The organism is Nocardia puris, from assembly GCF_036051655.1.
Lineage (GTDB): Bacteria > Actinomycetota > Actinomycetes > Mycobacteriales > Mycobacteriaceae > Nocardia > Nocardia puris.
In genome coordinates, this window is record NZ_CP107943.1 from 638,116 (window position 1) to 656,617 (window position 18,502).

An 18,502-nucleotide genomic window follows, 5' to 3' on the forward strand; every position below is an offset into this window, starting at 1 on the left:
CGCGGTCACTTGCTGACGACAGCCAGCACGTCGCGCGCGGACAGGATCAGGTACTCCTCACCCTGGTACTTGATCTCGGTGCCGCCGTACTTGCTGTAGATGACGGTGTCACCCTCCTGGACATCCAGCGGGATCCGCTTCTCGCCGTCCTCGTCCCAGCGGCCGGGGCCGACGGCGACGACGGTGCCTTCCTGCGGCTTCTCCTTCGCCGTGTCCGGGATGACCAGGCCGGAGGCCGTCGTCGTCTCGGCCTCGTTGGCCTGGACGAGGATCTTGTCCTCGAGCGGCTTGATGTTCACGCTCGCCACGTTGAGCCCTCCACTTTCAGGGGATTACGGTCGTCCGGGACTGTTGTCCCGGACCGTCGGTTCGGTCACGGTGCACGACCCCTGCGCACAGCCCCGTCGTCGCGGGTGCCGGGACCCGGCCCAGTGGTCACAACTGCCTGACACCGGCGATACGCGGGGTGGACGATCGCCCGGCCACCACGTTCACCAGTGCCACTAGCACTCTATACATGAGAGTGCCAGCGCTCAAGGCCGGGTTCTGCCAATCCGGCGCCCGCGGCCGCGCCGAACCCACACTGAGCAGTGTTGGTTACCCCGGGGCCCGGGGGCTTCCCATCGGTTCCGGAAATCTGTAACGTTCGGATAACGGATTGTGACAGTATTGACGACGGTTGTTCCCGCCTCTGGTCTCTCTCACGAACCGGCGCCCGCGGGGGCCATCGTCAGGTAACGAAATACGAAGTACGGCGTCACAAGAGCTTCACCACAGTGCGATCCCACATCACCACCGTGCGAATCCACACAGGGCAAGTCCACACGTGATCCGGAGCGGCTCCACCGTCCCACCAGGCCGAACGGAACGACCGGGTCCCGAGTCCGGAGCGCTCGCCGACCACGCGGCGTTGCGGCAGTCCATTCGAGATGGTCGGCGACACCGTGACCATCCGCTCGAAGGGAGGTGAACATGCGAACAAGCCTCGGTATCTCCGCCGGGAACGAGGTCGTGTGCTCGGCGCTGGTCGCCACCGCGTCCAACGGTGCGCAGAGTTTCGACTACCGCGTCGTGTCCGCCGATGCCGCGCATTCCGACATCGGCGATCTCGTCGCGTCCTCCATCGATCTGATGACCACGCAGTTGCCCGTCCAGCAGACACCGCACGACATCGCATGGCCCAGCCATCCCGTCGGCGTCAGCTTCGCGGGGTCGCACCCGCCCGGGCTCGAGGCCGCCGCGGGCAAGCCGCCCACCTCCGTCGCCGTCGCCTACCGCAACAAGGAACAGGCGCAGGTGATCCGGTCCGCGACCGGCAGGCAGCGCGCGCTGGAACTGGTGCCCGAGGGCGTCGCCGCGCTCACCTACCTGCGCCACACCGGTCTGCTCGACCGCTACGAGACCGTCGCCGTCGTCGACCTGGGCGCCACGGGGCTGAGCGTCACGGTGGCCGATCCGGCCGACAGCACGGTCCTGCACTCCCAGCGCACCCACGCGGTGAGCGGCAACGCCATCGACGACCTCATCTACCACCACCTGGTCGACGTGCACTACGCCCGCCGCGGTACCCGGCCGAATCGCGGCATGCTCACCAACCGGGGGCGCGCCGCCAAGGAGCATCTGTCGATCGCGCCCGCGGTCACCATCGACCACGTCGCGGGTCGCCCGCTCAAGCTCACCAGGGCCGATTTCGAGGAACTGATCGCCGATCTGCTGGGCGAGGCCACCGGATTCGCGCAGGCCGTCTTCGCGCGGGCGCCCAAGTTCCCGCAGGCGGTCGCGGTGATCGGCGGCGGCGCCAATATCCCCGCTGTCGTCGCGGCGCTGGAGTCCGACCTCGAGCTGCCCGTGATCACGGTCGATGACCCCGAGGCCGTGATCGCCAAGGGCGCGGCGCTGGTCGCCGACTCCGCGCAGCCCTCGGTGTTCCCGGTGGCCGCGCTCGGCGCGGAAGCGTCGTCGGGCACGTTCACGAAGGTGGTCGGCACGCTGGCCGGCGCCATCGTGGTGGTCGGCCTCGTGATCGGTTACGGCTTCAAGACATTCGCGCCCACCTCCGAGGAGGAGGTCTCCCCCGCGGGCACCACGAGCAGCGCGCTGGTGCCGCCCGCCCCGCCGGTGACCGTCGCTCCGCCCACGGGAGCGGGCACCGTCACCACGGAGGACCGCGAGCCCACCGTTTATCCCACGGGCAGCGTGCCGACCACGGTGCCCGCCACTACCCAGCCGACCACGCCCACCAGCACGGTGGCGACGCCGTCGGCCACCACCACCGCGCCCACGCCCACGCTGCGGCCCGACCCGAATCTGCCGCCGATCCCGTTCCCAGAGCTGCTCGGCCCGCTGCTGAGCCCCACCACGCCGACCACGCCCACACCGGGCGCGAATCCGGCCGCCCCGGGCGGTTCCTCGCAGCTCGATCGGAACCCGAACAACACCGAGTCGCCGACGACCACCGGCCCCACCACCGCGCCGGCGCAGACCCGTATCCCGTTCCCGTTCCCGCGCGCCAACTCCGGCTCGTCCACCCCCGATTCGGCGGAGCCCAGCCCGCTCCAGCTCGCGCCGACGGACTGAGGGCCGAATCCTCGGTCGCGCGCGGGTGATTCGCGGGCGCATCGCTCCCGGACTCGGCTGTGTCGCCGACCCGCATCAGGGTCACCGCGACCACGCGGCATCCGCCGAGCTGTCCGGCCCGTCGGCATCGTCACCGTTCGCGCCATGGTCGAGCAGCCTCTCCCTCGGTCTGCCGATCCAGACGCGAGGCTCCCGGGTGGTCGGCAGGGGGCTGTCCCCGGCAGCGCGAAACCAGATGTGTGAGCGTGATTCGCGGACCGTCAGGCGATCTGGCTCACCGACACCGGCAGCCCCGGATCGGTGGCGACCGTCAGCGAGGACGGCGCCGCGCCACCCGCGATGACGTGGGCGCCCAGGGCCGCGATCATCACGCCGTTATCGGTGCACAGGCGCGGTTTCGGCACGCGCAGCGTGATACCGGCGGCGGCGCACCGCTCCTCGGCCAGCGAGCGGATGCGGGAGTTCGCCGTCGCGCCGCCGCCGAGCACCAGCGTGCTCACGCCGACGTCCTGCGCGGCGCGCACCGCCTTCAGGGTGAGCACGTCGGCGACGGCTTCCTGGAAGGACGCCGCGATATCGGGGATCGGCAGATTCTCCGTCGTGGTCCCTTGGCGCTGCGCGCCTTCCACATACCTGGCCACAGCCGTCTTGAGTCCGGAGAAGGAGAAGTCGTAGCGGGCGTCGCGCGGCCCGGTCATCCCGCGCGGGAACGCGATCGCCTTCGGGTCGCCGTACGCGGCGGCCGCGTCCAGCGCGGGCCCGCCGGGGAAGCCGAGCCCGAGCAGCCGGGCGACCTTGTCGAACGCCTCACCCGCCGCGTCGTCGACGGTGCTGCCCAGCTCCACGATCGGCTCCGCCAGATCCGTGACGTGCAGCAGATGCGTGTGCCCGCCCGAGACCAGCAGCGCCACGCACGGCGGCATCGGGCCGTGCTCGAGCGTGTCGACCGCGACGTGTCCGCCCAGGTGGTTCAGCGCGTAGAACGGCACATCCCACGCCGCCGCATACGCTTTCGCCGCCGCGACGCCCACCAGCAGGGCACCCGCGAGGCCGGGGCCGATGGTCACGGCCAACGCGTCGGGTTTGGCGATCCCCGCCGCCGACAGCGCGCGGCGCATGGCGGGCACGATCGCCTCGAGGTGTGCGCGCGACGCGATCTCCGGCACCACTCCGCCAAAGCGGGCGTGCTGGTCGACGCTGGAGGCGACCTCGTCGGCCAGCAGCTCGCAGCTGCCGTCGGGCAGGCGGCGGACGATGCCGACTCCCGTTTCGTCGCAGGAGGATTCGATGCCCATGACGATCACGACAGCACCTCGTCAGGGAGCGGGAGCGCGGTCAGTTCCGGCCTGCGCATGGTGTAGGCGTCGGCGCCGCTGGGGTGGTAGTAGTTCTTGCGCAGCCCGATGATGTGGAAGCCGTGCTTGGCGTACAGCCCGATCGCGGGCGCGTTGTCGGTGCGCACCTCCAGGAACACCGGCCCGCCGCGCTTACCCGCCTCGGCGAGCAGCGCTTCCAGCAGCAGCGTGCCGATGCCCGCTCGGTGGTACTCCGGGTCGACGCCGATGGTGTGCACCTCGGCCTCAGGGTGTTCGGCATCACCGAGCAGCGCGACACCCGCGTACCCGACCATGCGGCCGCGCTCGTCGCGGGCGGTGATGTAGCAGTTGTGCGGGCCCGCGAGTTCGGAGCGGAACGCGACCGCCTGCCACGGATCGTCCTCGGGGAACAGCAGGTGCTCGAGTTCTACGCAGCGCTCGATGTCGGCGGGCGTCATCGGGGCGATGCGGATTCCGGGGGTGGGGTGGTCCACCGTCACGCCCCCGTCCGGTCGAGGGCGCGGTAGCTGTTCTCCACGGCGTCGGGCCTGCGCAGGTAGAGCGGGGTGAGCGGTTCGGGCACGGTGCCCGCGAGCAGCTCGGCGGCCGCGACGCGCACCAGTCCGGCGGGCGAGGGCGTTTCGACCGGCAGCACGGCCAGGTCGAACAGGTCCACGTGCGAGGCGGACCCGGCGATCGCGGCGGCGCCGGCCACGTCGAGCTCTCCCGGCTTGATCACGTCGGGCCCGGCCACGCGCGCGCCCGCGTGGTAGCGCGCCCAGTACACCTCGCGGCGGCGCGCGTCGGTGACGACGAGCAGTTCGCGCTCGCCGAGATCCTCCTGCGCGCACACGTCGGCGGCGATGGCGTCGAGACTGCACACGCCGTACACCGGAATGCCGAGCGCGTCACCGAACGCGGCGGCGGTGGCCATGCCCACCCGCAGGCCGGTGAACGGCCCCGGCCCCACGCCCGCGACGACGGCCCCGATATCGGTCCTGGAACGCCCTGCCTCGGTGAGGCATTCGAGGATCTGCGGCGTCAACGCCTCCGCGTGCGCGCGGGCGTCGACCCGGACCCGGGCGGCGACGGTGCGCAGCGCGACGCCGTCGGCGGCGGGCTCCAGATCCACCAGTCCCGCTGTAACGGCGGGCGTCGCGGTGTCGACAGCGAGTACAAGCATGATTGGCCCCACGATACCGGGTGGTACTCGGCCCCGACGCGGAGCTACCGGATAGCTACGCCGGTGTGACCGGCGTCTATTCGATCCACTCCCACACCGCGGTCCGCGTGTCGGATTCCGGTTCGCGGCTCAGCCGCACGCGCAGGTGCCGGTCGGCGAGATGCTCCACCACACCGAGTCCCCACTCCACCACGACCACGGCGTCGTGCAGGTCGGTGTCGAGGTCGAGCGCGTCGAGTTCGTCGAGGTCGCCGCCCAGCCGATAGGCGTCCACGTGCACCAGCGGCACCGCGGGCCCGTCCGCGCGTTCGCCCGCGCGATGCTGTCTGGCGATGATGAAGGTGGGCGAGCTGACCCGGCCCCGCACCCCGAGCCCGGCCGCGATACCGCGCGTCAGCGCCGTCTTGCCCGCACCCAGCGGACCGTCGAGCACGACGAGATCCCCCGCCCCGAGTTCCGCCGCCAGCTCACGCCCCAGCGCCTCGGTGTCCTCGACGGTGGGCAGAACCCGCCGCTGCTCCACCCTTACCTCCCAGTCACGACTTCCGGAGAACTGGTCCGAGCGTACCGACGGGGCGGGAGCAGGTCCGTCACCGGGCGCATGCGATAGGGCCGCGGTCCCCCGGATATCCGGCGGGCGCCGGTGTGGCCCGCCGGGTGACGGGCTCGTGGAGCGGTGTCCGGCGTCTCGGTGGCCGGCGTCACGGTGTTGTCCCAAGGGGACGCCCGACAGCGTGGACAACCTGGCGGCCGTGCGGGCAAGGTGAGGACTACGGCGTCCTCGATCCGGTAGGCCGTCCCTCGCCGAACGCTATTGCTCACGCTCCGCCGGTGTGGCGCAACGAAACATCGGGCTCGTCGGCGAACATGCCCGCGCGCAGCATCAGCGCGTGCAACGCGTCGTTGACGGTGTCGGGGAACTGGAGATGCGGCATGTGGGCGGCGCCCGCTAGGCGGATGAGTTCGCTGTCGGGCAGCGCCCGCGACAGGGCGCGGGAGTTGCGGAACGGGATCACCAGGTCGTGCGCGCCGCCGAGCACCAGCACGGGCAGACCGGCCAGCGTGGGCAGGGCGGCCGATTCATCGTGCAGCTCAATCGCCTTCAAGAATTTCACGATCGTCTCCACCGGGGTGCCGTCGATCATGAGGGTGGTGAAGCGCGAGAGCGTGGGACTCACCGGGCCGTGGAACGAGCTGACGTGCAGGATCGGCGCGATGAGGTGGCGCACCGTGGAACGTCCGGCCTGCACGAGTGCGGGCGCGGTGTGCACGGCCAGCCGGAAACCGTCGATCGCGGGATTGCGCAGCAGTTGGGTGATGCCCGCCGCCGTCACCTCGGCGGCCGCGGTGGAGAGCAAGCCCACGGCCACGACCCGCCGCGCGAACAGGTCCGGGAACTGGGCCGCCGCGGCGAGCACCGCCATTCCGCCCAGCGAATGCCCGACCAGCGCGACCGGGCCGGCGGGCGCCACGGCCTCCACCACCGCCGCCACATCGCGACCCAGCTGGGCGACGGTGCAGCTCTCGGTGGCCGGCGTGCCCGAGCGGCCGTGCCCGCGCAGGTCGAAGAACACCAGCCGCGCGGCGTCGCCCCAGCGCCGCGCCAGATCCCGGCGCTGGAAGTGGAACGACTCCATGCTGTTGCAGAACCCGTGTACGAACACCACGGTGAGCGGTGCCTCTGGCGGCCCGCACTCGCGAACGGCCAGGCGCACACCGTCTTCGGTGACCACCGCGCCGGGGCGGTCTGCCTCGATCAGGCCGAAATCCTCGTCGCGGTACTCGTCGCGGCGCGCGGGCGACAGCACTCTCGCCCCGGCGCGGCGCAGCGCGTGGGCACCGGCCAGCGCGCCGACCACACCGGCGGTCGCCATGCCGCCGCGCCAGATGGTCGAACGATTATGGTTGCCCCGCAAGATATTCGAACGCCGCGACCTCATCGTGAACCCCTTCACGTATCGGCGGACCACACGCCGTCGAGTCCAGCACACGCGGCCCTCACGGGCAAGCGACTCCCCCGCCGACGTGTCGGCGCGTCACCCGGCCGCGCGGCGAGCACACGATCTCGTAGTGGATGGTGTCGAGCCGATCGGCCCACTCCTGGGCGCGCGGCTCGGCCGGGCCGCCGCCGAACAGCACGGCGGTGTCCCCCTCGGTGACGCCCGCCGCGTTGTCGCCGAGGTCGACGACGAACTGGTCCATGCAGACCCGGCCCACGTTAGGCCGCCGCTCGCCGCCGAGCAGCACGTCGAACCGCCCGCTCAACGGGCGGAACACGCCGTCGGCGTACCCGGCGGGGATCAGGGCCACGGTGGTGTCGCGCGGGGCGATCCACCGGTGCCCGTACGACACGCCCTCGCCCGCCGCGACCCGTTTGACCAGCGCGACCTTCGCCTGGAACGTCATCGCGGGCCGCAGGCCGAGATCCAGGCCCGGCACCGGGTCCAGCCCGTATACCGCGATCCCGGGACGGACCATGTCGAACGCCAGATCCGGCCTGGTGATGGTGGCCGCCGAATTCGACAGGTGCGCGATCTCGGGTGCGAGGCCGTGTTCCTTCGCCGTCGCGAGGGCAGCCAGGAAGCGATCGCGCTGCACGTCGATGAACGGGTGCTCGGGTTCGTCGGCGTGCGCGAGGTGGGAGAACACGGCGCGGAAGCGCACCACCTCCTCGCGTACCAACTCGCGCAGCGCGCTCAGCACCTCGGGGTATTCGTCGGGGGCGACACCGTTGCGGTTCAGGCCGGTGTCGACCTTGAGGGTGAGGATGGCGGTCCGGCCGGTGCGGCGCGCCGCGGCTTCGACCGCGCGCAGGTGCGCCAGGGAGGACACGCCGATCTCCACGTCGGCGGCGATCGCGGCGGCGAAATCGGCGTCGGTGTTGTTGAGCCAGCACAGGATCGGCGCGGTGATCCCCGCGTCCCGCAGCGCCAGCGCCTCGGCGACCGTGGTGACCCCGAGTTCCCGCGCGCCCGCGGCCAGCGCGGCCCGCCCCACCTGCACGGCGCCGTGGTTGTAGCCGTCGGCCTTCACCACCGCCATCACCGCCGCGTCGCCCGCGTATCCGCGCAGCACCCGCACGTTGTGGGCAATGGCATCCAGATCGACGACCGTCTCCACTTGCGCACTCACAGCTTGCGATCCTGCCACCTGCGCGGTTCGCCGCGGGAAGGTGTCCCGGACACGCGCGCCGAAGCAGTGGCCCCAGTACCCGGCTCACCAGCATCAACGCCGCGCCCACCGGTACGAGGAGTCCGCGACGGCACCGGGCGAACACGTGACCACCGCTATCCCGACACACCGGATCGGACTGCCGCAGCCCACCTCATACCCCCGACAGCGTCCGCAGAACGCGGACAGCGGGCCGGATGTGCTCGAGCAGCGGGGTGGCCGAGGTCGGGGCGGCGGCGTGGTGGTCCTCGTGGGCGGCGAGGTTGGCGGCCAGCGAGTGGACGCGAGCGGCCGCGGCCGCGGCCCACAGGGGGTCGCGACCGGCGGCGAGCAGCGCGCCGATGACGCCGGAGAGCACGTCCCCAGCACCGGCGGTGGCTGCCCACGAACCGCCCGCCTCGTTGACGAGAACCCGGCGGCCGGGTGCCGTGATCAGGGTGGCGCGCCCCTTCAGCAGGAGGGCGACCTGCCACGCCTCGGCGAACTCACGCACGGCCGCGACGCGATCGGCCCCCACCTCGCGCCCGGCGAGTCGCGCGAACTCGCCCGCGTGCGGGGTGAGCACGGTGGGCGCCGTGCGGTGGTGCAGCAACGCCGGTTCGCGGGCGAGCAGGGTGAGGCCGTCGGCGTCCACCACCACGGGCACATCGCTGGCGAGCACCTCCGCGAGCCGGTCGCGTGCCTCGTCGTCGACGCCAGCGCCGGGGCCTATCACCCAGCACTGCACGCGTCCCGCCTTCGAAATGTCTTGGACGGCAACCACCTCCGGGAAGCGGGCGAGCACGTCCCCCGCCGCGGTCCCCACGTACCGCACCATCCCGGACGTCGCCGCGACCGCCGCACCTGTGCACAGCACCGCCGCACCCGGATACCGGGCGCTGCCCGCGACGATTCCGGTGACGCCCTGGGTGTACTTGTCGTCGGCGGGCCCCGGCACCGGCCACTCCGCGCCGATCGACATCGGTTCCAGCGCCGCGAGTTCCGGGTCGGGCAACCGTAATCCGATGGGCACCAGTTCGATTCGCCCGCACCACGGCGCGGCCAGCGCGTGCACCGGCTTGTACGCGCCGAACGCGACCGTCACATCGGCCCGCACGGCGGGCCCTTCGACCGCGCCCGTGTCCGGATCGACGCCGCTGGGCAGGTCGGCCGCGATGATCGGCACGTCCACGTCCGCCACGAGCTCGGCCGCGCGCGGACGCAGCGGTCCGCGTCCCGAGATCCCCACGATGCCGTCGACCACCAACTCCGGCGCGCCCAGGTCCTCCCCCACGCGCCCACCCGAAGCGCGGAGCGCGGCAAGCCCTTTCGCGTGCGCGCGGCCGGGCGCGAGCAGGACGGCCCGCACGTCGACCCCGCGCCTGCGCAGTTTCGCACCCGCCCACAACGCGTCGCCGCCGTTGTCACCCGAGCCGACCAACAGCGTCACGGCCCGCCCGGCGATCCCGCCCGTGCGCGCCCGCAGTTCCGACGCCACCACCGTCGCCAGCCCGTGCGCGGCGCGCTGCATCGGCATGCCCTCGGGCACCCTGGTGAACAGCTCGGCCTCGGCCGCCCGCAGTTCATCGGCGGTGTAATAGCCCCGCAAGACCGACATCGGCGCGCCTCCACTGGTGTCGAACGGCACTGTGCGCGGGACCGGCGTGTTCCCGCACTTCCGGACGTTACTCGCCCCCACCCACCGGGTGCCGCCTGCCGAGCGCGTCCCCGACGGATTCGCACGTCATCGACCGGCGCATCCCCGCCGGAAAGTGCGTTCCCTCTCACCGGCCGCCGCGGCCGTGGCGAATGCCGGTGCGCGCGAGCGCGGCGACTAGTGTCGGACATCATGCCGATCGTTCGCCACGCCAAGTCCGCCCAGGTCGTCACCGCACTCGCCCTGGCGGCGTCGCTAGCGCTGGCCGGCTGCGGCTCCGGCGACGACAGCGCCGCCCCGGCCACCACCACGATCGACGCCGCGGCGACGTCCACCGCCCCCATCGAACGCCCCGCCACCACGGTCTTCGTCGAGGTGAACGACATGACCTTCTCCCCCGCGAACCTGACCGTCGCCCCAGGCGACACCGTCACCTGGCGGTTCCGCGATTCCGCGCCGCATTCGGTGCAGGGCATCGGCGATCGCGCCATGGGGATCAACAGCCCGATCATCGACCAGGGCGAATGGAGCTACACCTTCACCTCGCCGGGCTCCTACCGCTATCTGTGCACCCTGCACCCGGAGATGCGCGGCACCGTCACCGTGGAGTGAGCACTCCGGCAGGCACACGGACGCCCCGACTCACGTCGGGTGAGCCCTACTCGACCGTGACCGACTTCGCCAGGTTGCGCGGCTTGTCCACGTCGTAGCCGCGGGTCTGCGCCACCTCGGCGGCGAAGATCTGCAACGGCACGGTGGACAGCAGCGGCTGGAAAAGCGTGGGGGCCGAGGGGATTTCGATGAGGTCGTCGGCGAACGGGCGCACCGTGTCGTCGCCCTCCTCGGCGATCACGATGGTGCGGGCGCCGCGCGCCTGGATCTCGCGGATATTGCTCAGCAGCTTCGAGTGCAGCACCGCGCGGCCCTTCGGGGAAGGCATCACCACGATCACCGGCAGCCCGTCCTCGATCAGCGCGATCGGCCCGTGCTTGAGCTCACCCGCCGCGAAGCCCTCGGCGTGCATATACGCCAGCTCCTTGAGTTTGAGCGCACCTTCCAGTGCCACGGGGTAGCCGACGTGCCTGCCGAGGAACAGCACCGTGGGCACGTGTGCCAGCTCGCGCGCGATCTTGCGCACCTGCGGCGCGGTTTCGAGCACACGCGCCACCAGCTTGGGCATGGCCTCCAACTCGTGGAACTCGCGCGCCACTTCGTCGGGGTACTTGGTGCCGCGTGCCTGCGCCAGCGCCAGACCCACCAGATAGTTGGCCGCGACCTGCGCCAGGAACGCCTTGGTGGACGCGACGCCGATCTCGGGGCCGGTCCGGGTGTAGACCACCGCGTCGGACTCGCGCGGGATCTGCGCGCCGTTGGTGTTGCAGATCGCCAGCACGCGCGCCTTCTGCTCCTTGGCGTGGCGCACCGCCTCCAGCGTGTCGGCGGTCTCGCCGGACTGCGAGATCGCCACCACCAGCGTCGACCGGTCCAGCACCGGGTCGCGGTAGCGGAACTCGCTGGCCAGCTCCACCTCGACGGGCAGGCGGGTCCAGTGCTCGATCGCGTACTTGGCCAGCAGGCCCGCGTGATAGGAGCTGCCGCACGCCACCACGAACACCTTGTCGAACTCGCGCAGCTCCTGGTCGGCGAGGCGCTGCTCGTCCAGGACGATGCGCCCGCCCGACTCGTCGACGGTGAAGTGCCCGATCAAGGTGTCGGCGACCGCGGTGGGCTGCTCCTCGATCTCCTTGAGCATGAAGTAGTCGTGGCCACCCTTCTCGGCGGCGGCCAGATCCCAGTCGATGGTGAACGGACGGGTCAGCACACCCTCGGTGGCGCCATCGAAATCGGTGACGAGGTAGCTGTCGGCCGTGATCACCACGGCCTGGTTCTGGCCCAGCTCCACGGCCTCGCGGGTGTGCTCGATGAACGCGGTCACATCGGAGGCGAGAAACATCTCGCCCTTGCCGACGCCCACCACCAGCGGGGTGTTGCGCCGCGCGGCGACGATCATGCCCGCGTGGTCGGCGTGGGTGAAGACCAGCGTGAACGCGCCCTCGAGGCGGCGCACCACGGCCAGCGCGCTCGCGGCGAAATCGCCCGCGGTGGGACCGTCTGCGTAGGCGCGGGCCACCAGGTGCACCGCCACCTCGGTGTCGGTGTCGCTGAGCAGTTCCACGCCCGCGTCCTCGAGCTCGCGGCGCAGCGGCGCGAAGTTCTCGATGATGCCGTTGTGCACCACCGCGACCTTGCCGGTCTCGTCCCGGTGCGGGTGCGCGTTGCGGTCGGTCGGCGCGCCGTGCGTGGCCCACCTGGTATGCCCCATGCCGGTGGTGCCCGCGAACACGCCCGCCGCCGACTCGCCGAGTTCGGCCTCCAGATTGGCCAGCCGACCGGCCTTGCGTTCCACCGCCAAGCCGCCCGAACCGTCCAGGATCGCCACGCCGGCGGAGTCGTATCCGCGATATTCCATGCGGCGCAACGCATCGACGACAACGCCGAGCGCGTCCCGGTACCCGACGTAGCCAACGATTCCGCACATGGCTCCCCAGACTACTTATCGGATAACGTTCACGTCGTGTCGGCGTCAGTGAAATCGCTTCTGAGCACCTTGACCAGCCGCGGCCCGCACCGGGTCCTGCGGGGGAACCTGGCCATCGCGGGTCAGCCCGGTGTCGTGTTCACGCCCGAGAGCGGGCGAGGGCTGCCCGCCGTGGTGTTCGGCCATGGCTGGCTGACCGGCGTCGGCAACTATCGTGAGCTGCTCGAACACCTCGCGTCCTGGGGTTTCGTCGCCGCCGCGCCCGACACCGAACGCGGGCCGATCCCATCACATCTGGGGTTGGCCACCGACCTGCTCACCACCGTCGACATCTGCACCGGCGTGCGGCTCGGCGACGGCGAGATCAGCGTCAACCCCGAGCGCATCGCCCTGGCCGGGCACGGCATGGGCGCCGGCGCGGCCGTGATCGCCGCCAGCCAGCGCCGCGTTGCCGCCCTCGCCGCCCTCTTCCCCGCGCCGACCGCACCCTCCGCCGAAACCCTCGCCCCGAACATCGACATTCCGGCCCTCGTCCTGGCGGGCTCCACCGACATCGCGTCGGTCAACTCCAACGCCCTCCCCCTCACCTCCGCCTGGGGCGGCCCCGCGCTGCTGCGAGCCATCGACGGCGCGAGTCAGAACGGGATCATCGAAGGCCGCCGCGCCCTCGCCGCCCTCGGCGCGGGCAAACACCAGCCCAAGGTCTCCCGCACCACCCGCGCCCTCCTCGTCGGCTACCTCCGCCACACCCTCCTCGACGAGAAGACCTACAAACCGTTCACCGACCCCGAAGCGCAGATCCCCCACACCCACGTGATCGATCCCGACGCGCCGCGGGAAGAGGAGTCGAAGCCGAAGCTGTCCGTGGGGACCATCGCCTCCTTGCTGCGGAAGTAGGGCGGTCAGCCGCAGATCGGGGCTTCGGCCCACCAGTTCGCGAGGGTCCGCTCGAGAGTGGAACCTTCCGGAATCTCGACGCCGACCAGGTATCGGGACAGTGTGGGGTCATCGGGGAACGCGGTGAAGAAGTCGCCGTCCCCGATCGGTGCGATCGCGTTCTCCGGTGGGATGAAGATCGTCGGATCGATCGCGCAACCGTCGTGCGGGCGCCGCATCTGCTGTGCGGCGCCGCGCGTATAGCTCTGCTCGCCATATGTTTCCAGCTTCGCGCGGACGCCTGCAGAGGACTTGTAGTCGTAGATGGTGAACCCGGTGGCATCGTCGGCGCCGCCCAGGCACTGGAAACCGAGGCGGTCCGTCGAATCGGAGAAGGTACAGAAGACGTCGCGCCAGCCCTTCGCGGAGATTCCCTCGCCGGCGGGCAGCATCTTCGGGAACGCGTCGACGACACTCTGCTGTTTCTGCGGCCACGCGGCCGTGGTGAGCCCGACCCACGACGACGTCGCCGAATCGGCGGTCTTGGCCACCAGAACGACCACACCCACCACGGCCACAAGCAATATCGCCAAGCCGACGCCGATCAGCGCGACCAGCTTGCCCGAACCACCGGAGCTCGACCGCGCCGGAACCGCGTGCCTGAACTGCTGCTGAGCGGGATAGGGGGCGGCCTGCGGAGCGGAATACGGTTGCGGCGCGGGATGCGGCCGAGCGGGATGCCGCACTGGTGGTGCAAACCCCGGGTTCGGTGCCCCGTAGCTCGGAACAGGTTGTGGCGACGCATGATTGGCCGGCTGCTGCCAGGCGGGAGCAGACGCCGCGCGCGGTTGCGACACCTGCCCGCCTGTCCTCCATGCCCGGCTCACCGCGGCCGCGAACTCACCGCAGCTGGAGTATCTGTCGTCGGGCCGTTTGGCGAGAGCCTTCGCCAGCACCGCGTCCAACGCCTGTGGCAGCCCCGCACGGCGGGTGCTGATCGGCGGTGGCGGATCCGAGAGGTGCGCGCGAATCACGGTGACCGGATTGGTCGCGTCGAACGGGGCCTGCCCGGTGAGCAGCACGAACAGCGTGCAAGCCAGCGAGTACTGGTCGCACCGATGATCCAGCGGATTCCCCGTCAATTGCTCGGGCGAGGCGAACGCGAGCGTCGCGGTGAACGTGCCGGTCTGGGTCAGGCCGTTCTGTTCGTCGCGGAACCGCGCAATCCCGAAGTCCGCCAGGAACACTCGCGGCGGACGGCCCGAGTCCATTTCCCCGAGCAGGATATTGGCCGGTTTTATGTCGCGATGCAGCACACCCTGCTGATGGGCGTAGTCCAACGCGGAGGCCGCGTCGGCGATGATGCCCGCCGCGAATGCCGGTTCCATCACGCCGAACTCGGCCGCATCGGTGCCCGCGATGTACTGCATCGAAATCCACAGGCTGCGCCCCTCCGCACCCCGGTCGTACACCGCGACGATATTCGGATGCTCGAGCCGCGCGACCAGATCCGCCTCCCGCTCGAACCGAGCCCGGATCTCGCTGTCGCCGAACACTTCCTCGTTGAGGAGCTTCAGCGCCACCTTCCTCGGCAACCGGGGATGCTTGGCCAAGAACACCGTGCCCATCCCACCCTGCCCCAATACCCGCTCGATCCGATACTCGGCGAACACCTCACCGGGCCGCAGATCGGTCACAAGCCTCCCCCTTCGATCCCTCACCCACCGTCGAGCACGGCCATGCTAGCCGAAAGCGACGCGCCGGACCCTCACGAGCCCAACGCATCCCACCCGCTCACACCAGCCAACTCTGCCGCCGGTAGTACTCCCCTTCGGGGTCATCATCCTCATCGATCGGCGTCACAACGTTCTTCGACTTCCGCGCCGCGATCGCCCGCGCCACCGCCTCCCGCTGCTCCCTCTCCTCGGCTTCCCGGCGTTCGCGCTCAGCCCTCTCCTCGGCCTCTCGGCGCTGCTGTTCCTCTATCTCAGCGACCTGCCTCCGGAACTCCTCGCCGTGCTCCTCCATGAATTGCCGAAGTTCAGCTCGCGAACGAGCCTCCAGCTCTTGACTTTTCGCAGCTGTACGCCGGTTGATCTCCTCCAGATCCTCCGAGATGGCTGCCGAAATACGTCGGCAGTCGTCGATGATCCGCTCCATCTCGGAGCGATAGTCGACCATGGTTACTCTCCTAACCAACGATGCCGGTCACGCCACAAGGCTCACAACGGCCCCGCCTCAGCCAGTCGTGCGCCGCTGTCGAACGGCGGCTCGGGCGTGGGCACCGGCGCTTCCGGCTCTTCCTCGACAGTCGGAGCGGGAATGGGCTGGGGGGTGTGTTCGCCGTCCTCTTCCTTCTTCGAGCCCGGTACCGAGGGGATCCCACCCGGGCCAGGCGAGCCCTGGTCGTTCTGCGAGCCTTCGTTCGGCTTGTCCTCCGACTTCTCACCATCCGGCTCAGCGTCCTGACCGACGATCACGGGGTTCCCGTTCTCGTCCAGCTTCACGCTGTACTCTTGCGAATTGCCCTCGGAATCGGTCGCAACGAGCTTGAGTTGGCCGTCCGGGCCCATCTCCAGCTTCAGGTTCTTTCCAGCAAGGTCGAAGGCGGACTTGTCATCATCCTTCTCCTTACCTTCCTCTGTCTGCTCTTCTTCCTCTTCTTTCCCGGCAGCGTCTTCCTGCTGCTCCTTCAAATACTCCAGTGCATTGTCGACCCCATCCTCGATAACGCCGCTCAATGACGTGAGCCCCGTGCTCAGGCTCTGCGCCAGTGTGCTCACCAGAGGGGACAGAGTCTGCGCGGCGCTGGTGAGCCCTTCGAGCAAGTCGGCGGCACTGGGGTTCGTGGACGTGTCGTCATCATCCTCGTCGTCATCCACCGATGGGTCATCCGTGGTGCCCGGCCCCGGGCTGGGACCAGGGGTACTCGGGCCAGGAGTGCTCGGACCCGGGGTGCTGGGTCCCGGATTGCTGGGGGTTGAAGGGCCGACAGGGCAGGGGTAGGACTCCTCCGCGATCCCGCCCATCGCAGTGGTGATCGCGCCGTAGACTTCCTTGACTTTTCTGTCGGTACCGTCACATGCCTCCAGAAACTTATTCACCTTGTCGATGTAGTCACCCTTGAACACCTCGTCCAACCATTTTTGGCAACGCTCCTTCGCCGCCCGCTCCCACTCCGAACCCGGGGCCACGATCCCCGCATGATTCACGAAGTTAAAGAACTTTCCACTCAGGCCCATCTCTTGGCCAATATCCGGAAATATGTTGTGAATCCTATTGGCCTCGCTATCACCACTATAGAAGTTCGACCAAGAAATCCCGCCCGCTCCGTTGATGATATCGTCTACATTCTCCGGAGTCTTCCCGTCGATCTTCTCGTAAAGTCCATGCTCGCGAATTTGCAGCACCACATCGGCCTTTATTTTCGCGGCCTCACGAAGCCCTTTCGGCGCCAATTCGAGGGCCGAAATCACAGACTTCGCTTTCTCGATGTCAGTCCAGGCGAGTGTCGACTGTTTTGTCATCATTGCCTGAGCGGATGTGCCAGCGTCTCCGGTCCACGACTGCGAGATACTCTGCTGCGTCGTCTTCTGCTGCGCATGTTGCTGCTCCGCCGTTGTCACGGCTTCCTTCAAAGCTTCAGTGGCCTCGACGAGCTTCGCCTCATTGAGGCCGTTCTGTTCATAGAATCGCTTGTGCAGTTCGTCGTAGGTCTGCGTACTGCCCGGCAGTTGCCCGAAAGCCTTGATGTAGCGCGGTTCGAAATTCTCGAAGTACAGCAGCGACTTGGAGCCCATCCGAAGGTACTCTTCGACGCTCGCATCCCCCGGAACTGTGTATTCCACGACAATCCCCCACTTACTGCTTGTTGGTTTCGCTGGCGCGCCGGTCGTCTACCGTTGTGTAGCTGACGCTGGCCGCACCGATCACATCCGCAGTCGTGTCGGTCGCCTTCGACCAGTCATCGATCCGCTGCTTCAATTGCTCCAAGCCGCTCTGGATCTTCTTCCCCTCGGTCGCATAGTTCGCCCCCGCCTCCCCTGGCCCGAAGAGGTTGTCACCGATCTTTTTCACTTGCTTCGCGACGATATCGCCCGATGTGCGGAGCTCGTTGGCGAGCTTGCCCAGATCCCCCGTCGATACACCTAGTGTGCTCATCCGTGCCGGCACCTCCCGTAGTCGCGTGTCGTCCGATCCCCCGGCTCGGAGTCCCGTGCGTGCCGAGTATCGCCATACTTTCTTGGACGCACGTGGTCGGTGATCGGTTCCATCGGAACCGGTGCCCGCCCGAGGTGTTCGGAGTCAATCTACTGGGGTGGTCGTTGACGCCACAATCGGGCGCGGTGGCGTGGGCCGGCACGGGGCAGGGATCCACGAGGCCGACCTGGGCTCAGGGCGGAACAGCGGCGGCCGGCATCGGGATGCCGGCCGCCGGGTGAGCTACTACCTATTCACCGATCTTTCCCTGGTCGGTGCGCTTCCATTCGGAAGAGCCGTCGGGGTGGCGGTGGAACTCCCAGGCGGCGTAGTCGCCGTCGTTCTCGACGATGGTGACCTGGTCGGCGATGCCGTCCTGGTCGAAGTCGGTCCAGACCTGCATGGCGTCCTCGCCCTGGGTGGTGATGCTGTCGAGGATGCCGTCGCCGTCGATGTCCTGGGTGGGGTGGTTCAGTTCGACCGCGCCGAGGCCGCCCAGGGAGGAGGAGGTGTCGATGTCGGGTAGATCCAGACCCGGGAACTCGCCCGAGGTGATCATGTGGCTCCTCCTCAACGGGGACTCATGCGGTGGTGTGGAGATGCCCGCGGAACACACGGGCAATCACCATCCTGACATCCGCGCGGCTCCGGCGCAGCCCCCTTACCCGATCGAGAACGTCACTTTTTCGGGATGACCAGCCACAGCACCAGGTAGAGCAGGAACTGCGGGCCGGGCAGCAGGCAGGACAGCACGAACAGCAGGCGGACGATATTGGCGTTCCAGCCGAAGTACTCGGCGATTCCACCGCAGACGCCGGCGATCCACTTGTCGGTGTCGGAACGGGTGAAGCGGCGGGTGGGGGCAGTCATCGGTAGATCCCTCTCTGACGTCGAATCTGTACCTTCCACTCTCCGGACCTGGCGCGCCCCGCGCATCGGTCGCGGGCCCCATCCACACCCTGATTTCCGACGGGCGAATCTCAGGGTGCAACCCCGAGGCGGGT

Annotated in this window: 18 protein-coding genes; 3 read left to right on the forward strand and 15 right to left on the reverse strand. The window is 69.4% G+C overall.

Annotation, left to right across the window (positions count from 1 at the left end; all coding sequences use genetic code 11):
* Positions 1-5: 5 nt before the first annotated feature.
* Positions 6-308 (reverse strand): co-chaperone GroES, encoded by a 303-nt coding sequence (groES, locus tag OHB21_RS02825; RefSeq protein WP_014349218.1) that lies wholly within the window; start codon positions 306-308, stop codon positions 6-8.
* Between the two features lie 664 nt (positions 309-972).
* On the opposite strand from groES, the gene OHB21_RS02830 reads away from it, so the two are divergent.
* Positions 973-2,577: an Hsp70 family protein gene (locus tag OHB21_RS02830; protein ID WP_195125499.1), complete on the forward strand. Its 1,605-nt coding sequence runs from the start codon at positions 973-975 to the stop codon at positions 2,575-2,577.
* Positions 2,578-2,837: 260 nt separating this feature from the next.
* Here OHB21_RS02830 and tsaD read toward each other — a convergent pair whose 3' ends face one another.
* The 7 genes from tsaD to OHB21_RS02865 all read right to left on the reverse strand — a co-directional run bounded on the left by tsaD (position 2,838) and on the right by OHB21_RS02865 (position 9,835).
* On the reverse strand, positions 2,838-3,881 hold the full coding sequence (gene tsaD / locus OHB21_RS02835; protein ID WP_195125500.1) for a tRNA (adenosine(37)-N6)-threonylcarbamoyltransferase complex transferase subunit TsaD: 1,044 nt from the start codon (positions 3,879-3,881) through the stop codon (positions 2,838-2,840).
* Positions 3,878-4,351 carry a ribosomal protein S18-alanine N-acetyltransferase gene (gene rimI, locus OHB21_RS02840; RefSeq protein ID WP_067507456.1) on the reverse strand — a complete coding sequence of 158 codons (474 nt, stop codon included), beginning with the start codon at positions 4,349-4,351 and terminating at the stop codon, positions 3,878-3,880. Before rimI ends, tsaD begins: the two co-directional genes overlap by 4 nt.
* A gap of 38 nt (positions 4,352-4,389) precedes the next feature.
* Positions 4,390-5,076 (reverse strand): tRNA (adenosine(37)-N6)-threonylcarbamoyltransferase complex dimerization subunit type 1 TsaB, encoded by a 687-nt coding sequence (gene tsaB / locus OHB21_RS02845; protein WP_067507229.1) that lies wholly within the window; start codon positions 5,074-5,076, stop codon positions 4,390-4,392.
* 76 nt (positions 5,077-5,152) lie between these two features.
* A complete protein-coding gene (gene tsaE, locus OHB21_RS02850) occupies positions 5,153-5,599 on the reverse strand; it encodes a tRNA (adenosine(37)-N6)-threonylcarbamoyltransferase complex ATPase subunit type 1 TsaE (RefSeq protein WP_067507232.1) in 447 nt (148 codons plus the stop codon).
* Positions 5,600-5,894: 295 nt separating this feature from the next.
* On the reverse strand, positions 5,895-6,950 hold the full coding sequence (locus OHB21_RS02855; RefSeq protein WP_067507235.1) for an alpha/beta fold hydrolase: 1,056 nt from the start codon (positions 6,948-6,950) through the stop codon (positions 5,895-5,897).
* A gap of 124 nt (positions 6,951-7,074) precedes the next feature.
* Entirely contained in the window at positions 7,075-8,226 is a 1,152-nt protein-coding gene (alr, locus tag OHB21_RS02860; protein WP_067507238.1) for an alanine racemase, read from the reverse strand.
* 175 nt (positions 8,227-8,401) lie between these two features.
* Entirely contained in the window at positions 8,402-9,835 is a 1,434-nt protein-coding gene (locus OHB21_RS02865) for an NAD(P)H-hydrate dehydratase (protein ID WP_195125544.1), read from the reverse strand.
* A 240-nt stretch (positions 9,836-10,075) separates the two neighbouring features.
* On the opposite strand from OHB21_RS02865, the gene OHB21_RS02870 reads away from it, so the two are divergent.
* Positions 10,076-10,495 carry a cupredoxin domain-containing protein gene (locus OHB21_RS02870; protein WP_067507462.1) on the forward strand — a complete coding sequence of 140 codons (420 nt, stop codon included), beginning with the start codon at positions 10,076-10,078 and terminating at the stop codon, positions 10,493-10,495.
* A 46-nt stretch (positions 10,496-10,541) separates the two neighbouring features.
* On the opposite strand, the gene glmS is transcribed toward OHB21_RS02870, so the two are convergent.
* Positions 10,542-12,422 carry a glutamine--fructose-6-phosphate transaminase (isomerizing) gene (gene glmS / locus OHB21_RS02875; RefSeq protein WP_067507240.1) on the reverse strand — a complete coding sequence of 627 codons (1,881 nt, stop codon included), beginning with the start codon at positions 12,420-12,422 and terminating at the stop codon, positions 10,542-10,544.
* A gap of 36 nt (positions 12,423-12,458) precedes the next feature.
* On the opposite strand from glmS, the gene OHB21_RS02880 reads away from it, so the two are divergent.
* Positions 12,459-13,319, forward strand: coding sequence for a poly(ethylene terephthalate) hydrolase family protein (locus tag OHB21_RS02880; RefSeq protein WP_195125501.1), 861 nt, complete (start codon positions 12,459-12,461; stop codon positions 13,317-13,319).
* A gap of 5 nt (positions 13,320-13,324) precedes the next feature.
* On the opposite strand, the gene OHB21_RS02885 is transcribed toward OHB21_RS02880, so the two are convergent.
* From OHB21_RS02885 to OHB21_RS02910, 6 genes are all read right to left on the reverse strand, one after another.
* Complete coding sequence (locus OHB21_RS02885; protein WP_324192063.1) at positions 13,325-14,995, reverse strand: serine/threonine protein kinase; 1,671 nt, start codon at positions 14,993-14,995, stop codon at positions 13,325-13,327.
* 97 nt (positions 14,996-15,092) lie between these two features.
* On the reverse strand, positions 15,093-15,479 hold the full coding sequence (locus tag OHB21_RS02890) for a hypothetical protein (protein ID WP_067507249.1): 387 nt from the start codon (positions 15,477-15,479) through the stop codon (positions 15,093-15,095).
* A 41-nt stretch (positions 15,480-15,520) separates the two neighbouring features.
* Positions 15,521-17,146, reverse strand: coding sequence for a hypothetical protein (locus tag OHB21_RS02895; RefSeq protein WP_195125502.1), 1,626 nt, complete (start codon positions 17,144-17,146; stop codon positions 15,521-15,523).
* A gap of 13 nt (positions 17,147-17,159) precedes the next feature.
* Complete coding sequence (locus OHB21_RS02900) at positions 17,160-17,459, reverse strand: hypothetical protein (protein WP_067507259.1); 300 nt, start codon at positions 17,457-17,459, stop codon at positions 17,160-17,162.
* Positions 17,460-17,748: 289 nt separating this feature from the next.
* Entirely contained in the window at positions 17,749-18,057 is a 309-nt protein-coding gene (locus tag OHB21_RS02905; protein ID WP_067507262.1) for a DUF6802 family protein, read from the reverse strand.
* 119 nt (positions 18,058-18,176) lie between these two features.
* Positions 18,177-18,368, reverse strand: a complete 192-nt coding sequence (locus OHB21_RS02910; protein ID WP_067507265.1) for a PspC domain-containing protein — start codon at positions 18,366-18,368, stop codon at positions 18,177-18,179.
* Positions 18,369-18,502: the final 134 nt, after the last annotated feature.

Excerpts from the sequence above, each read along its gene's own strand:
- rimI (WP_067507456.1), bottom strand. The coding sequence starts at position 4,351 with ATGACGCCCGCCGACATCGAGCGCTGCGTAGAACTCGAGCACCTGCTG.
- OHB21_RS02830 (WP_195125499.1), top strand. The coding sequence starts at position 973 with ATGCGAACAAGCCTCGGTATCTCCGCCGGGAACGAGGTCGTGTGCTCG.
- OHB21_RS02900 (WP_067507259.1), bottom strand. The coding sequence starts at position 17,459 with ATGAGCACACTAGGTGTATCGACGGGGGATCTGGGCAAGCTCGCCAAC.
- OHB21_RS02890 (WP_067507249.1), bottom strand. The coding sequence starts at position 15,479 with ATGGTCGACTATCGCTCCGAGATGGAGCGGATCATCGACGACTGCCGA.
- OHB21_RS02910 (WP_067507265.1), bottom strand. The coding sequence starts at position 18,368 with ATGACTGCCCCCACCCGCCGCTTCACCCGTTCCGACACCGACAAGTGG.
- OHB21_RS02855 (WP_067507235.1), bottom strand. The coding sequence starts at position 6,950 with ATGGCGACCGCCGGTGTGGTCGGCGCGCTGGCCGGTGCCCACGCGCTG.
- glmS (WP_067507240.1), bottom strand. The coding sequence starts at position 12,422 with ATGTGCGGAATCGTTGGCTACGTCGGGTACCGGGACGCGCTCGGCGTT.
- OHB21_RS02905 (WP_067507262.1), bottom strand. The coding sequence starts at position 18,057 with ATGATCACCTCGGGCGAGTTCCCGGGTCTGGATCTACCCGACATCGAC.
- OHB21_RS02870 (WP_067507462.1), top strand. The coding sequence starts at position 10,076 with ATGCCGATCGTTCGCCACGCCAAGTCCGCCCAGGTCGTCACCGCACTC.
- tsaB (WP_067507229.1), bottom strand. The coding sequence starts at position 5,076 with ATGCTTGTACTCGCTGTCGACACCGCGACGCCCGCCGTTACAGCGGGA.